Origin of the sequence: Roseofilum capinflatum BLCC-M114, assembly GCF_030068505.1 — a bacterium.
GTDB classification, from domain to species: domain Bacteria; phylum Cyanobacteriota; class Cyanobacteriia; order Cyanobacteriales; family Desertifilaceae; genus Roseofilum; species Roseofilum capinflatum.
Genome location: NZ_JAQOSO010000015.1, coordinates 16,954 through 31,881, shown reverse-complemented (window position 1 = coordinate 31,881; position 14,928 = coordinate 16,954). Strand labels below are relative to the sequence as shown.

Annotated in this window: 13 protein-coding genes; 1 reads left to right on the top strand and 12 read right to left on the bottom strand. The window is 43.9% G+C overall.

Features of this window, described 5'->3' with window-relative positions:
• Window positions 1-29: 29 nt before the first annotated feature.
• Complete coding sequence (locus PMG25_RS03960; RefSeq protein ID WP_283765611.1) at window positions 30-908, top strand: retropepsin-like aspartic protease family protein; 879 nt, start codon at window positions 30-32, stop codon at window positions 906-908.
• A gap of 18 nt (window positions 909-926) precedes the next feature.
• Here the strand turns inward: PMG25_RS03960 and PMG25_RS03955 are convergent, their stop codons facing one another.
• The 12 genes from PMG25_RS03955 to PMG25_RS03900 all read right to left on the bottom strand — a co-directional run bounded on the left by PMG25_RS03955 (window position 927) and on the right by PMG25_RS03900 (window position 14,701).
• The gene (locus tag PMG25_RS03955; RefSeq protein ID WP_283765610.1) at window positions 927-3,167 is read right to left on the bottom strand and encodes an alkaline phosphatase D family protein; all 2,241 of its coding nucleotides are present in this window, start codon (window positions 3,165-3,167) and stop codon (window positions 927-929) included.
• Between the two features lie 304 nt (window positions 3,168-3,471).
• Window positions 3,472-4,587 (bottom strand): substrate-binding domain-containing protein, encoded by a 1,116-nt coding sequence (locus PMG25_RS03950; RefSeq protein WP_283765609.1) that lies wholly within the window; start codon window positions 4,585-4,587, stop codon window positions 3,472-3,474.
• A gap of 26 nt (window positions 4,588-4,613) precedes the next feature.
• Window positions 4,614-5,339, bottom strand: coding sequence for a hypothetical protein (locus PMG25_RS03945; RefSeq protein ID WP_283765608.1), 726 nt, complete (start codon window positions 5,337-5,339; stop codon window positions 4,614-4,616).
• Between the two features lies 1 nt (window position 5,340).
• Window positions 5,341-7,044 (bottom strand): extracellular solute-binding protein, encoded by a 1,704-nt coding sequence (locus PMG25_RS03940; protein WP_283765607.1) that lies wholly within the window; start codon window positions 7,042-7,044, stop codon window positions 5,341-5,343.
• 201 nt (window positions 7,045-7,245) lie between these two features.
• Entirely contained in the window at window positions 7,246-7,596 is a 351-nt protein-coding gene (locus PMG25_RS03935) for a DUF433 domain-containing protein (protein ID WP_283765606.1), read from the bottom strand.
• Window positions 7,597-7,707: 111 nt separating this feature from the next.
• Entirely contained in the window at window positions 7,708-7,989 is a 282-nt protein-coding gene (locus tag PMG25_RS03930; protein ID WP_283765605.1) for a hypothetical protein, read from the bottom strand.
• A 75-nt stretch (window positions 7,990-8,064) separates the two neighbouring features.
• Window positions 8,065-10,383 (bottom strand): GTPase family protein, encoded by a 2,319-nt coding sequence (locus tag PMG25_RS03925; RefSeq protein ID WP_283765604.1) that lies wholly within the window; start codon window positions 10,381-10,383, stop codon window positions 8,065-8,067.
• Between the two features lie 20 nt (window positions 10,384-10,403).
• Window positions 10,404-10,868, bottom strand: coding sequence for a type II toxin-antitoxin system VapC family toxin (locus PMG25_RS03920; protein WP_283765603.1), 465 nt, complete (start codon window positions 10,866-10,868; stop codon window positions 10,404-10,406).
• Window positions 10,843-11,040 carry a hypothetical protein gene (locus tag PMG25_RS03915; RefSeq protein WP_283765602.1) on the bottom strand — a complete coding sequence of 66 codons (198 nt, stop codon included), beginning with the start codon at window positions 11,038-11,040 and terminating at the stop codon, window positions 10,843-10,845. The genes PMG25_RS03920 and PMG25_RS03915 overlap by 26 nt, the downstream gene beginning before the upstream one ends.
• A gap of 50 nt (window positions 11,041-11,090) precedes the next feature.
• Complete coding sequence (locus PMG25_RS03910; protein WP_283765601.1) at window positions 11,091-12,977, bottom strand: GTPase; 1,887 nt, start codon at window positions 12,975-12,977, stop codon at window positions 11,091-11,093.
• A 41-nt stretch (window positions 12,978-13,018) separates the two neighbouring features.
• Window positions 13,019-14,278 carry a hypothetical protein gene (locus PMG25_RS03905; protein WP_283765600.1) on the bottom strand — a complete coding sequence of 420 codons (1,260 nt, stop codon included), beginning with the start codon at window positions 14,276-14,278 and terminating at the stop codon, window positions 13,019-13,021.
• A gap of 33 nt (window positions 14,279-14,311) precedes the next feature.
• A complete protein-coding gene (locus PMG25_RS03900; RefSeq protein ID WP_283765599.1) occupies window positions 14,312-14,701 on the bottom strand; it encodes a hypothetical protein in 390 nt (129 codons plus the stop codon).
• Window positions 14,702-14,928: the final 227 nt, after the last annotated feature.

Sequence of the window (14,928 nt, the reverse complement as noted above, 5' to 3'; positions counted from 1 at the left end):
GCCATGGTATTTTTAGATTGTTTTTGCTAATGGATACTCAGAAAGGGTGGCAACCGGTGAAACGCTTGATTGTATTTGGGATAGTTGTCTCCATGGTGGCCTGCGAGCGATCGCCGGTTGAGGTGGCCGATCCGCCTCCTCCAGCCACTCCCCAGGCGATCGCTTCTCCCTCTCCTTCCCCCTCTCCCTCTCCTGAACCTTCTCCGGTGGAGGACGACCAAAAAACCCTACAACGGGCATTTGATAAAGCCTATGGTGCAGCCAGTATCGCCCAGTCTGCGGCCTCTCCAGGAGATTGGCAGTTAGTGGCTCGGCAATGGCAACAGGCGATCGCCCTGCTCCAACAAATTCCGCCCCCAAGTCCCCACCACACCCTCGCCCAACAAAAAATTAATGAATATCAGAAAAACCTGACATACGCCCAAACCCAAAGTCAAACCGCCTCCCCACCCCCTTCCCCTACCCCCGCCATTATTGCGGTCAAACCCATCACTCCCCTTCAACCCGTTCAACGGCGCTCCTCTACTGCCCAACCCGGAGCCATCCAAGTTCCCATTAAGCGCCGGGAAGCCGGAACCCCAGTCATCGATGTGGTATTTAATCAGACCCGAACTTTTGAAATGATCGTCGATACCGGAGCCACAGGAGTGGTCATTACCCAAAATATGGCCCAATCCCTCGATCTTCCCCTCATTGGATCGGCTAAAATGGATACCGCCAGCGCCAAAGGAATCACGGTTCCCATCGGTTTAGTTGAATCGATCGCCGTTAAAGGCGTAGTGGTGCAGAATTTGCCCGTCATCATCGCCGGTTCTCAATTGGAAATCGGCTTACTCGGTCACGACTTCTTTGGCGATTATGACCTGGTTATTCGCCAAAACCAGATTGAATTTCAACCGAGATCGTAAACGCACCCTTTGACTCAATCACATTGGAGTAACTTGAAATTGACTGACAATTTCTGGTTGAGCCGCCAGAATAGGATTAGGATTGGCTAATACTTCAGATTGAGTATAGGGTGGCACTCCGTAAGTCGTGACGGTTAATTGACCCGTACTGGGTGCAATGTCAAACTCGCTCCAGCCATAAGTATGGGTAGCTAAATACTCTCCTTGTAACAATTGGGCATTAATAGGCGAGCCTTCTAAACCCATGGGGTCATAGCCCAGGAGTCCCTCAGTACGGAAATCGAGGACTTCGCGCACAAACTGGTCTTTAGCGGCCCGGTCATCCCCTAATGCTAGATATTCGGCTTGGGTTTTCCCTTGTTGCTCTAAGAGGCTTTCGGGAGTAAAGCCCACAGTTGCCGGGCCAAAGGGAGCAGCAAACGTCTGGTTAAAGGGTTCAGGGAGAAAGGGAACGGTTAACTCAATCCCCACGGGGCCAATCATCACATCAAATACGCCTGTGGGAGTGACCGATTCACCGGGGGCTTGTTGATTCGTAACATTATTGACGACAGAGCCATGGAAGTCTCCGGTGATAAAGACCACATTTTTAATCTGATTTTCCTCAATAAAATTGAGCAAATCCGCCCGTTCTGCGGCATACCCTTCCCAGCGCTCTCCCATAACTGCAACTCCGAAGTGTTGCATGGGAACAGTAGACAGGACAAACTTCCAGGTAATTCCGGACTGTTCGGCGGCTAATAAATCGGCTTTCAATTCGGCTAACTGTGCTGCACCGAGCATGGTGCGGTTAGGAGCAAAGGCATCGGTGAGTTGTTGATTGAGACGCTCTTGGGGGGCATTTTCAGGGACAAAGGGGAGAGGAGCATCCCGGAAAGAGCGCACATCTAAGACAAAAGTCGCTGCATCGGAACCAAAGGTATTATGGCGATAGAGTTTGCGGCGATTGGTGGTGCGTGCATCTCCCGTATTGCCATAAAATTGGTCTTCTCGCAGGGGAAAATAGTCTTGAAAGGCTTGTTGTGCCCGATGAAAGGCGGGAGTTTGATTGACAAATCCAGTGGTCGCATTGCCAAAGAGATCCTGTTTTTGCGGGGAGTCGGCTGGGGTTGCACCCCCGGCAAAGTCATTGGTAACATCGTGATCGTCCCATGTAGCATAAATGGAGGTGGTGGCCCGTAAATCTTTCCAGGTGTTTAAGCCCCACCGGGGGGAATAGACTTCATTGTGTTTGGCGCGAAATTGCTCTAGGGTTTTGGCTTGCGTCACCCCTGGAAGAGCGGGAGATTCGCTATCAGCTTCGATCATATCGCCCATTTGCACAAAGAAGTCGAGGTTGCGCTCATCGGCATTGCCGAGGGAGACAAAGGGCGCAAGTTCTCCTTTCAAATCTCCGGAAACCCCAAAGCGTAATCCTTCGCGAGTTCCTGGGGGGTTAGGGGTGCGAAACTGACCGATCGCCGTGTCGCCCTGAGCATCCGTTACTCTGTAGTAATATTGGGTTCCCGGTGTCAGTCCCGCTAATCCCGCTTTCACGGGTACACTGGGATCGATTACCGTGGCGTTTAATGTGCCCAACACGGTGCTAAAACTCTCATCAGTGCTATAGTCAAACGTCACAGGGCCAACTGCTGTACTCCCTGCCCATAAGATGGTCGAGGTTTGGGTGGTATCTCCACTAGCAATCCCATTGACTAAGGTTGTTGTTTCTGGAGAGGACGGCAACGGTGTTAAGGCGGTGGTAAAATCGGCTTGAGTAATTTGACTGGCATTTATACCCGGTAAACGGGCTAGAATGCGACCAGTTGCACTCTGTTGAATCAGGGTACTATTGCCCTCTGCGGTGATGGTAATTTCCGTAAAGTTCAGTCCGTCTAAACCGAGCAAGTCTTCACCGTCTACAAAGTCTGTAATTAACTGTTCTGCTGTCGTACTTGCCGATTGAATGACTAAGATATCGCGCCCTGCACCTCCGATGAGGGTATTGTTTCCCAAATCTCCATACAGGATATCATTGCCGCGATCGCCCGATACCACATCATTCCCTTGTCCTCCGCGAACCCAATCTTCTCCCTGACCGCCAAATACCCAGTCATTCCCCTGATTACCATTGAGAGAATCTTTATCCTCATTGCCACTCAAGGTATCATTTCCGTCTAAACCCAACAGTTGGTCATTACCGGCTAATCCTAAAATCAGGTCATTTTCAGTTGTTCCTGTTAGGGTATTATTGGTTGCATCCCCGATTAAAATTGCCATAGTTCAATATTAATCCATTATTGTCAACGCACTATTATCAAAGATGGAAGGATGCAGAATCCTAATTAGCCCAAATTATTTAAGAATTAATTTTACAGTAGTTTTCGCTGTTATGGTGTACAGTCTTAAAGGCTCAAAGCCATGTACCACAACCCTATTCCCTATTCCCTAGCGCGTTCATGTCCGCGAAGCGGAAAGCGCTATATGCACACCTGGGATTTTATACAGCGCTTCGCACGGTAATCAGTAATCGGTAATCGGTTCTCTTAAAAGTCCCGATTTATAAGGGAAAATTGACAGCAACTCAAGGGTTGGCCCGTTGCCAGAGGCGCTGAATTTCGCCAATTTCAGCCGGTTGGGGAGCCGGAAGTACCGACAGAGCTGGATCGACTTCGGCCCCAGGGATGTTTTGAGTCCAGGGACTGCCGGAAACTGAGGTTAAATCCACTGAATTTTGGGCAGGTCGAAAACCGTAGCGCACAAACACCGCTTGCTGTTCGGGTTGGGTAAGGAAATCGATAAACTCCCTGGCAGCTTTGGCAGTTTGAGACCCCACATCTCGGCGGACGATCGCCGCCGTCGCTACGGTTTCAATGGTCGGATTAAGGTAATAAATTTGATAGGGTTTGCCCTGACTGGTGGCGGACTGTTGCCAGCGATAGAGGGCGATACTTTCATAAACGGTGGCTACATCGGCATCATTGGGGCCGCGAGTGATAAATTCTTGGAGTAAAGTATCGGTTGACCGGGGGGGCTGATACACCGATCGCCGAATTAAGCCGAATAAATTTTCTGCTTCTGGGCTATTTAAACTGCTGCCATTGCCCAATTGGGCTTGAGTCCACAAACTTAAGGTCACCTGACCGCTATTGGAACGGATGGGATCGGTGATCACAAAGTCAAAACTGCCCCAGTCCGCTTGTCCGCCAATTTGTTGCCAACTGCCCGCTTCCATGGCTTGTTCGACGCGGTTCCAGTCAAAGGAACCTTGGGGAAACAGGACTTGCCCCCGTTGCGGCCAAGCGACTCCGACGAGGAAGGTTTTGGCGATCGCTTGGGGGTCTTGATGAAAGGGTTGGCCATTATTTTGGGCTTGCCAACGTTGACTCAGTTCGTCAATTAATTCTGCATTGGCGGGGATCAAAACCGTGGGCGTAAAATCATTGTTCTCATCGATATAGTTGTTAACCATATCTTGGGAACCTTGAAATTCCAGTTCAATATTAATGTTCGGATTACTGTTTTCAAACTGAACTTCTAGCTCTTGCAAGGGTTCGGCCAGTTCGCTCCCACTGACTACAATCACGGTTTGATTTAACCCCGGAAGGGGGGCATAGGCTAAACCGACAGCAGCCACGGCTAAAAGTGCTGAGGCGATCGCTTTATTTTGCTGTTGCATCGGACTCGACTTGGCATTCATAATTCAAGACTCTCCCCTTGAGGCTACTAATGAGCCAAAATTTCCACATTATCTTGATAGGCTTTGAGTTCATCACTCAACCGTTGCAGGTCTTCAAGATCTGCCGAATTTTGTAAGTCGGCTCGTCTCAATTTATTTTGCAGTTGTTGCAACACCCCCGCCGAATCTTGGATCATTTTCTGAAGGCTAATCAGTTTCGCTTGGCGGGTATCTTGACCCGTTTTTGCCAGTTGAATATTGCGCTCTAAACTGGCTTTTAAGTCCTTGAGATGTTGGCGGGAAATCTCCGAACTCGATCGCAGTTTCTGGTTTACTTCGAGCAATTGCCGTTCTAGGTCGTCCACAGACAAAAGGGATTGACCTTGGGGAAGGGTGCGGGCGATGCTGTCAATGGTGGCCGGCAGTTCGATCGCATCATCACAGACCTGCTGCACTGTCACCAATACATCGATTTCAAAGGAACTCTGGGTGAGCAGACGCTGGGCTTCTTGACGCAATTCTTCTGCTTTGCTGGCCACCATCTGGCTTGTGGCTTTCAGGTTATCTAACTCCTGTTGTAACTGCTGTTGTTCCTGTCGCTCTGCATCAGGTTCCCGCAATTTTAGGGCTGTGGCACTGGCAACGGTGGCGGCGATCGCCCCAGGTACAATGATGAAGTTAGAGAGTCCCAGGACGCGCACGCCGACGACTAAACACGCACCACCGATGAAAACGGCCGTGGGGTAATAGAGGGGATTGGCTATTTTGATCATCTTAAAACTCAACTTGTAAATCGGACATTAGGGTAGATATAGTCTCCGGATTTCCCTCCCGGTAATATCCTCCATTGAGTTCGGCAATTTGTTTGAGAATTCCAGAATCAAATTCCCCTTGGTTGCCGTAGCCGATGGTAAAAACGGCGATGCGCTGATCAGAGTTAAACCCCGTTTGCTCTAATTCTTGGTTGAGTTGTTCTAAAGAAGTTGTGGAGCCAGAATCTTCTCCATCCGTGAGAACAACCACCGCGTTAATGGCATCCGATCGCAGATTGTCCCGCAGCCAGTTACGAGCTTCTAAGGTGGCATCATACAACTTCGTGTTGCCGTCGGCTTTTAAGTTGCCAATAAATTCAATGCCTCGATTTCGACCTTCTACGGTTCCATTGACGGTTACGGGAGGCTTAATGATGGTATCAAAATCAATTAAGGTAATCGTCTCCTTGGGCCCCAATTGTTGGATGTAGTAATTTAAGGTGTTTTGGACAGAGGATAATTTGTCTACAGCCATGGAGCCAGAAGAGTCTACGACGACGACCACCTGGGAGGGTTTTTTGGCGAAGTTTCGCCAGGAGGTTAACATTGCGTCCACGACTTCCGGTTGAGGCGATCGCAAGGAGTCGTAGTTGGCATTGGCATCGACTCCCAATGCTGGGGAGAATTTCGGCCCCAGCTCCACCCCTGGAATTCCCGGACGCAACCCCAAACTGGTGGCGATGGTTTGGGCTTGGGGCGATCGCCAATATTCAATGACTTGTTCAGCCGCTTCTTTTTCCTGGGCGCTCACCCAAGGAGCATTGGGTAAAATAGCCCGCATATTCGAGGTGAAAGTGGACGAGGGATAAATGGCCTGGTAGCGGGTTGAGCTATTCTGTTCCGTATTAGCGGCGATCACAGAAGATTCATAAACCGAGGCGATCGAAGCCCAAAATACCCCATTTTTCACCATGTCACGAGCCAAAGAACTGGTTGATGTGCCGTAGCGGGTGACTTTACTCTGAATTTGTTGAATTTGCGTTTGGTACTGTTCCACCTCAGCCACCGTCAATTCTTCCGGTCGCTTACCGGAAACCGATGCAAATTGAGCCACCAAAGTTTGTAACCCAGAATTGGAGCGAGTCGGGGCAGTATGGGCGTAATAAATGGGAGTGGGAGAGTTACTGGGGTCAATATCTTGATAGGTTGTCGCTGTGGCTAACGTTTGATAAATATCGGGTTGTTTGCTCAGGGTTTCCGCAAATTCCGAGGGAACCATAAACACCATGGGACTGTAGGCCAACAGGGGTGCATCAGTCACGGGGGGAATATAATCTTGCCCAGGGAAAATCTGGGTCATCTGGTAGCGCAGTTGCTCCTGATAAATTTCCCCATCGACAGAAATCAAGCTAGGAAAGTTAGCATCATCCGGTTGTAGACTTCCGTTTTTCAGTTGTTCAGACAAGGATGTAACTAGGGTGACAATATCTCCGCTACCTTTAGCGTGGCAACTGAGATAAAAGGCTTCTCCACTGTCGAGTTTAGGCTGTTGTTGGTTAAACTGCGTAGCGGTTTGATTGCAGAAGTCTTTGAGGGCACTCCCCACCCAAGCTTTGACTTCAAATCCTTCATAGAGTGTAGAGGAGCCAGAGTCAGGGGCAGAACAGGCTCCGAGGAGGAAACAGCCCAAGGTGGCGATCGCAGATGTAGTGATTTTTTTGGTCATCATGGTAGAGTGCCGTAGTGATGAACATGGATGCATCGAGATCTAACCACAGACCCATTCCTCATTTCGGAAAACTGGGAACCTTCAGAAGGGTTGAATCTCAACTAACTAACGTTACCTTCAACTCCAAGCTACCCCATTTGACCCAGATTTTTGGTAAAGGTCTGTTTAAGGTAAAGTAAAGTCTACGAATGGCCATTTTTATCCCTGCTGTCCCCGTTTTGTCTGAAGCTTTTGTTTAAAATTGGAGCTATAATGACCGACTCCCCTTTGAATTAACTCAGCTTGCAACGCTTGAATAGTCTGCTGTTCTTGAGCAATTTGGGCATCAATTTGGGATTGATAGGTGTAGTAATAGCTGAGGGCAGAGTAAATAGCAGCAAGGGAAATTTCAGGATGTTGAAAATGCAGTTCTTCAGGACTCCAACCGTGGGCGTGTTTTTCTTGAATCAGTTGGGAAACGAAAACGCGACTATTAGCAATTTTTGCCCGACTTTGAGCGTCAATTTCCAGATATTGCCAAGTTACGGGGTTGTCTGTGGTGAAGGTCATATTCAGGATAAGGTAAGGGTTGATGCTATTATAACGAAGTTATTAGAAACTGGTTTGTCTAACTTCCGCCTGTGTCTGTTCAGAAATCCAAGGACGAGACATGATCAACTTTTAAGATTGAGGACTAGAAGACAGCGCCAGATTGCGAATTGTGCGATTCACAAAGCTCAAATAATCATCAACTTCTTCATAAGCATCTAACTCCTGTTCCTCTAACTCAGTTAAACCTTCAAACATTTGCTTATCTAAGAGACTCTCGATCCGAGATTGTACATTTCCTGACGCTCTAAAAATAGGAATTCCAGATTGTAACTCAATTCGGATGGCTCCCTCTAGGGGTAGGGAAGCGGGTAAAGCGTTTAAAGGGGGTAGGGTAGAATTGGATGATATCATGATTTCTTGGTTTCATTAGTCTAGTTTTTGTCTTCACATTCGTTACCCTTGCCAAGGATTTATCATAACTGATTATCAGGACACTGCTTTTCGGATTGCTTGTTCCCAACTGGAGTCAAAGAGCGAATCAAGATTTGACTCCAGTAAGGCCAAGATATTGCTTTCCACCGGATCATCGGGAAAATAACCTAAACGTTCAACTTTTTGTAATAAAGTGTTATAAAACACTTCGTAGTCTTCTTCTAAACCAACAAGAGTCATCGTTGTCAGAGCAAGGGAGATGGCTATACCATGTTGTCGGAAATAATGGTAATGGCTGCCTCGATATTCAAATTCACCAGCTTGATCAAAATAATGCTCTGTTGTTTTTTGCAGCACTTGAGTGACCATTTTATTGATATTGAGCCTGAAAATTATTTTATTAATCTCTTGAGAAAATTCAAATATTTGGTTTTCAAATATACCCATCTCATCGATACAGGTGTTGATAACTTCTTGTAGCTCATTAATCCCATCTTCCACAGATTCAAATTTTTCCAGGTAGTTTTCTGAAAGGCGAATTCTAATTTCTCGAAGATGATGATTCATTTCTTCTATTCGAGTGTTAACCTTATCATCAAAAGATGATAATTCACCTTGGAAAGCCTTAATTAGCTCGAACCAGAAGTTGATCTCATCTTGAGCTTCTTTCTTGAATTTATTACGCTCTTTGAGTTTATTTCTCAGTTCTTCAATCTTGCGATCATGATTTTCAACAGAGTAATTATTTTCTGCTATTTTATGTTCAGCTTCTTCTTTCTTTTGATTAACTTTTTTACCGTGCTTTTCGTACTTTACAATTAACTCATCTATACACCGATCTTCATTTAGTATAGATTCTTTTTCTCTTCGCAAGTTCTTTTCTTCTTCTTTTATTGACTGTTCAGCATCATAAGTTAGTCTAGCTGAACTACGATTGATTTTATCAACATTATTATTATATCGATTCATTCGCTCGTTAAATCTCTCAATTCTAGAATTTAGTCTTTGACGACGGGAGGATATTTCAAAAGAGAGTTTTTTATGTTTTTCAACATAAGAACTAAAATCATTAGCAAGGTATTCAAGTTGGCTCTCTTGAGAAGTAATAACATCCTTCAATCGACTGATTTCTTGATCTACTGATAAAATTGCATCCCATTTCTGGGATAATTGATTACTGTAGTTCTCTTTATCTCGTGACCATTGTTCCATTTCTGTATTGCTCATTTCATAAGCTTGTTCCTGAATGTCAGAAATGTAAGTTTTTATCAACTCGTTAAAAGACTCAATACTTTGATTGAGAATATAGTTGCTTGCTTGAATCACATAATTTACTTTATCACCTAAAGATTCGGTAGCTATCTGTTCAATCGGATTCGCAAAAACCTGCTGGACAATCGTGTTAACTTTTTCAGAAATCGAGTCACCGACTTGCTCAGTTTGAATCGGTAAGCTACAGAGGAAATCAAAAAGTGTATAACAGATTTCGTGTAAAGGTTGATCGCAAGTATCAGTTCCTATGGCTCTTTGGCAGGCCGTATGAGCATATAATCGAATGAGTTCCTCCTTTACCTGCTTCACATATTCATCCGGTGTTTTTTCCCGTTGATACTGAATCAGATCTTCAAAAACACTCCCTTTTTCCCCAGATAGCATCAGTTGAGATTGATGGAGTAATTCCGATATCCCTTCACCCGTCCAACAATTGACACCTACTATTACCGGTTTGCGCTCTTCTCCTAAAATTGAATTATGAACTTTGAGGATTTGAATTGTTGCATCAGTAATATTAGCTTCAGTCGCTGAATAACTCACTCCTGTTTGCTTATTGACAAACATATTGAAGACGTAGATAATATTTTGATTCCGTCTCAATAAATCTTTGAGATATTTTTTATCTCCTCTCGCAAACTGCTTGTCTGGAGCAATTAAGTAATACACCAGATCAGGTTGAAATCCTAAATTATCATAGTCACTAATGCTTAATTTTTGTTCGGAAGGTGCTTGATTTTCCTTGAATTTTGCCAAAGTAACTTCATCAACCCATGGGAAATCCTCAATTTGCGACATCCCAAAAGCAACTCGATTGTAGTTTTCCAGAAAATCATCACTACAGACTCCAGGAAGATCGAAGTATTTTAATCCAATGGGAAATTCAATCAGATTAATTTCTTTGGTACAATCTTGACGACCTGTTGATAAAAAATAATCAATCCCTAGTAAACGGTTTCCGAGAGTAGTTTTACCGCTATGAGTTCTTCCCGTGGCAAAGATATTGATTGAACCCAGACTCTGAGGGAAGTTCCTCAGTTTCTCGATAATAAATTTTGCCCGAATTTTGGAGATAGATGGAGGAGTGAGTTGAAAGTACATCGGTTTCTAATTAGCTAAGGTTAAATAATCTTGATGATGTTTGCTGGAGTAAAGGGATTTACATCTGGGATACTTTGAAAGTCACTGAGGTTATAAGTGGCAAAATAGTCAATATTTGATTCTAAAATTAATGCAGCTAGACGAATATCGAAAATTCTTGCTGAGGTAATATTATGACTCGTCGCCAAACTTAATACCTTATCGAGAGTTATGGGGATGGGATAGACCACTTGAAACAAGCCATTTAAATAAGTAGTTCTGACTAAGCTATTCACTTGTTGTGGTGTTAACTCTTTTCCTCTCATTGCGGTAGGATTGGTTAAAATCCTATAGAGTTCAATCAGATTTTGTTCTGCTAAGACTCCCTGAATATTCTGTTCTACTGCCATCTTGAGTAGGGTAGCGGAGTCAGTATGGTACGTTGAAGTGCGATCGTGAGCATAAACCAATACATTAGTATCAAAAAATATCCTGGGTTTGTTCATAAATGTTTTCCCGACTAATATATTGGTCTTTTACCCCTAGTTCAAAAGTAGGGAATGGATAATCCTCCTGACGAAGTGGAGTAATGGTAATCTCCACTTCATCCCCATCTTTAATTGCTCCAGGTAACGTTTCTAAAAGAATAATTGTTCTGCCTTGTACATACCCTTTCACAACTCACCTCTTAACCTCTCTAGGTTTATTTAGCCGCCAATTCACTCAAATCAATTGAGAAAAACTGCTTGTAAAATACCCATAATTTTTTCTTCTGCATATTTGCGATCCGAATTGACTGCAAAATCATTGATTTGTTCTAAATAGGGTTGTAGAATACCTTGGACTTCTTGACGACCCTTGTTCACAACTGATGCAAAATCTGCTTTTAAGTCTACACTTGAATCGGCTTTTTCAATCCCTAACCCAATAGCCAGTAAATTCTCAACAACAGGATAACCTCCTTGCAGATATTTAATATTCCCGGTCGCTTGCTCTCGCTGCTCTCTCATCACTTCGGGAACTTTTTCAGTGACTGTTTTCTTCACTTCTTTCATTCCAACTAACCGCTTTTCCGTTACTGTAATAGTCTTGACTACAGGTTTAATCACATCTTCAGTGACAGTAACTTCTTTCTTGCGTTTTTTTGTACCCCTGACTCCACCTGTTACAGCTCCTCCAAGTACGGCAGCAGCAAGAGGAGCTGCTAATCCACCAGTTGCTACTGTTGCACCAGTTGCAAGTACACCCGTTAAACCAAGAACAAACCCTCCTAAACCAGCCAGACCTCCAACAGCAGCACCGCCAGCAATACGACCGGGAGATCGGCCTCCATCAACAAGTTCTTTTCTAGATTCTTGGGAGTCTACATAATCTACAATTTGTTGCTGAACATCTACATCTTGGATGTCTGGTACATAGTCAGTCTTCTCTACTTCTTGGTCTCGCATTTGAACCCACTGATGCTCAACCAAAATTGTTTCAGCTTCTTGTCGCGAGACCTTAGCACTTTCAGCAAATTGATTAATAGCATCATCAAATTCTTGCTGTGCTTCGAGAACAGCCTGCTCTTCTCTGAATACTCGAATGGCGTAATCAGTTACAGCCATATATGCTTCATTGATTAAACCTTGGTCACCTAATTTTTGATCGACCACAACAGTTGCTAAACGACTGGCAATATGAAGCAAGGCTTCCCGATAGCGGTAGCTACGCTCTTTTTTGGCATACTCCTTCAGTTCTTTCTTAAGTGCTTGTTGCATGTTGCCAATCTTCTCTGATGGCAAAATTTGACAGATAATCTCAGTAATCTGATTAATTCCTGCTCCAGTTCTAGAGTCGATTTCAACGATTGGAGGGCTGATATTGGGATAGAATTTTTGATAAATCTGTGTAATTAATTTACGTGCATCTTCTAGATTTTCCGATGTTGGCTTGATTTGGCCCTCTTTAGTCCGATGAATGTTTAAAGCAAATATAACGATTGGATTTTGAGATCGCTGCTTTTGGGATTTTAGTAATTGCTTTAAGTATTTTTGATCATCACGAGTAAACAGCATATGGGGAGCAACCACGTACAAAATGATATCTGCGGCAACAAACTGTTGATTTCCACTGGATTGCCATTGCTCGACTGTGATGACTTCTTCTTGAACACCTTGAGTCTCATATTCAGAGAAATCTAAAACTTTAAATTCATCAACGGGGTACATTTCGTCATCTTCATCATCAAGCTGCTCTACAAGTAACGATGCCCGATTGATATTTTCATACTCTTCGCTGCTGCCAGCTCCTGGTAAATCAAAGTAACGCAAATTACTCTGTAGCTTAAAATATTGTATACTGCTTGTGCAATCTTGATGACCATGAGATTCCATTGGAGGTTTGCCCGATCCTGGATCGAGTAAAGCATTCCCTAATGAAGTTTTTCCCGCTCCAGTACGGCCTGTCGCGTAAAAGTTAACAGGCTCTGGATATAACTTTCTGTTCTTTTGTTCTTGAAGATAAGCTGCTTCTTCTAAACTAGATAAATCGAGTTCTCGAAAATCCAACATTTTCAAAACTTCAGGGCGATCATAGAATAAAACTCTAAGTTTTTGTAATGAATTAGAAGACATAGAACACTCCATAGTTATGGTATGACTCGATCTGTTTTTGACTAATACGCAAAGCGTTTAATAATTTGATTCTCTTGCTCAATTAACTTCTGCTCTTCTTCATACTCCTTGAGTTTCTGTTGTTGAACTTCCCTGAGTATGCCAAAGTTACTTTCGATCCACTCTATAGGAAGATCCGTATCCATCTCAAATAACCGTGGTTGATGTAGTGGATTAATACTAAGGTAATATAGATCCGCCAAAAATGCAGCTATTAGTTGATGAATTGTTACAATTGATTGACGAATCGCCATTAGGCTGTTTTCTTGACTGACACCTTGTGCTATCAACTTCTGATACTCTTCCTGCCAGTTCCAGGGAAAGGTTAGGGGTAGAGTCTCTTCTAATCCCCAGAAGTAGACATGAAAGTAAACTTTTTCGTCAGTCACGTCACTGTAGATCACTAGAGTTGGTATAGGTTCTAAGTCGGATTCCAGTTGTTTGACTTCAGCATCAAAAATAGAACTCTTAAAGAATTTCCCATAGTATTCCACAGGACAGAGATCTTCATGCAGGGGGTAGTTCTGTTCAAGAAACTCTTTTACCTCACTCCTCACTTGCTTTTGTAAATGAGTGTTGAATTCCAAGGAATCAGCAATATCAGGTGGAGAAATCATGATCAGTAAACGATGTTTACTTTGCGATTCGACGAGAAGCCTTTTCATCTCTTCTCGACTGATAATTCCTGCCCAGTTTTCCCGATCCCAGTTGGACTGAAGTTCAGTGAGCTTCAGGATAACTTGATTAGCATTATGGGTTCTTTGAGCATCAAGATACAAGTAACTCAGTTTTTGTCTTTCGCGGATATCTTCCTCCATCAACTCAACTTCCCTTTGTCGAAGCTTGAGAGAGCATTCCATTTGTTCTCTTTGTGCTTCCGAGTGTTTGATATCTTCTTTAAGTCGGGCTTTTAATAGAGCCAATTCTTGCTTTCTCAATTGCAAATTTTTGTTAGAAATTCCCAAGAAACGTTCTTCTCTATCTGCCTCTGCCTTGGCAATTTCAATATTAGCTAAAATCTCGGTCTCTCGCATATTAGCAAGATCAGCCTCAATATTGGCCAATTCCTCTTCCCTTTGGTTCTTGCGCTTGAAATACTCAGATTCAGCCTGGCTCACTTTTTCACTCTTCTGAGCAGATACGCTTCTCCGTTTAGAGGCAGATTTCTCAGCAAATTTTCTTCCCGCAACAATTGATATGATTCTACTAGCAGTTATCGCAACAAAAGTGCCAGTAGCAGCGATGACCCAAGGTAACGGCATAATTAATACCACAAGGTAGTATATCTACTTTAATCAATCAAAATCACAATCACCATCAAAATCGCCATCGAATTCCTCGTCACAAGGATCTTCAAAGGCATTCTCACAGAAATTATCTTCATCTGGAGGCTCAGGTTCTGGAGGCTCAGGTTCTGGAGGTTCAGGCTCTGGAGGTTCAGGCTCAAAGGCATCCTGGCCCACATCATCAGGATTATCATCATAAGAAGGATCATAATCCCCATCTAATTCCAAAGGGGCCCGACGACGATGACGCTTCAATTCATCTGTCAGATTGTTCAGAGAGTTACTAAGATTAGACATGACCATACCACCTATGCCAGTTGCTACTGCTGCTGCTATTCCTGAAGCAACACCATTTGATACGCCACTAACTACTTCTTTTTTGATTTCGTCTTTACTCATGGTTTCACCAAAAGTGAAAGCATTGGGTCAACTTGTGAGCTTAGTTATAAGTGTGATATTTAAGAATTAATTTTGTTCTGTTTCCAAGTATACTTGTAATTCTAGACCGGTGTCAAGCATTTTATCCCCTGTCTGGATTGAAAGGTAACATTAACAATCCTTAAAATCCCCTTAAAATGACCATAAGCCGGTGCATATGAAAAATATGGAGCCTCGATACATCAATT

Coding starts and splice junctions, on each gene's coding strand:
- PMG25_RS03905 (WP_283765600.1), bottom strand. CDS start 14,278: ATGCCGTTACCTTGGGTCATCGCTGCTACTGGCACTTTTGTTGCGATA.
- PMG25_RS03900 (WP_283765599.1), bottom strand. CDS start 14,701: ATGAGTAAAGACGAAATCAAAAAAGAAGTAGTTAGTGGCGTATCAAAT.
- PMG25_RS03935 (WP_283765606.1), bottom strand. CDS start 7,596: ATGACCTTCACCACAGACAACCCCGTAACTTGGCAATATCTGGAAATT.
- PMG25_RS03920 (WP_283765603.1), bottom strand. CDS start 10,868: ATGAACAAACCCAGGATATTTTTTGATACTAATGTATTGGTTTATGCT.
- PMG25_RS03950 (WP_283765609.1), bottom strand. CDS start 4,587: ATGAATGCCAAGTCGAGTCCGATGCAACAGCAAAATAAAGCGATCGCC.
- PMG25_RS03960 (WP_283765611.1), top strand. CDS start 30: ATGGATACTCAGAAAGGGTGGCAACCGGTGAAACGCTTGATTGTATTT.
- PMG25_RS03925 (WP_283765604.1), bottom strand. CDS start 10,383: ATGTACTTTCAACTCACTCCTCCATCTATCTCCAAAATTCGGGCAAAA.
- PMG25_RS03930 (WP_283765605.1), bottom strand. CDS start 7,989: ATGATATCATCCAATTCTACCCTACCCCCTTTAAACGCTTTACCCGCT.
- PMG25_RS03945 (WP_283765608.1), bottom strand. CDS start 5,339: ATGATCAAAATAGCCAATCCCCTCTATTACCCCACGGCCGTTTTCATC.
- PMG25_RS03910 (WP_283765601.1), bottom strand. CDS start 12,977: ATGTCTTCTAATTCATTACAAAAACTTAGAGTTTTATTCTATGATCGC.
- PMG25_RS03940 (WP_283765607.1), bottom strand. CDS start 7,044: ATGACCAAAAAAATCACTACATCTGCGATCGCCACCTTGGGCTGTTTC.
- PMG25_RS03955 (WP_283765610.1), bottom strand. CDS start 3,167: ATGGCAATTTTAATCGGGGATGCAACCAATAATACCCTAACAGGAACA.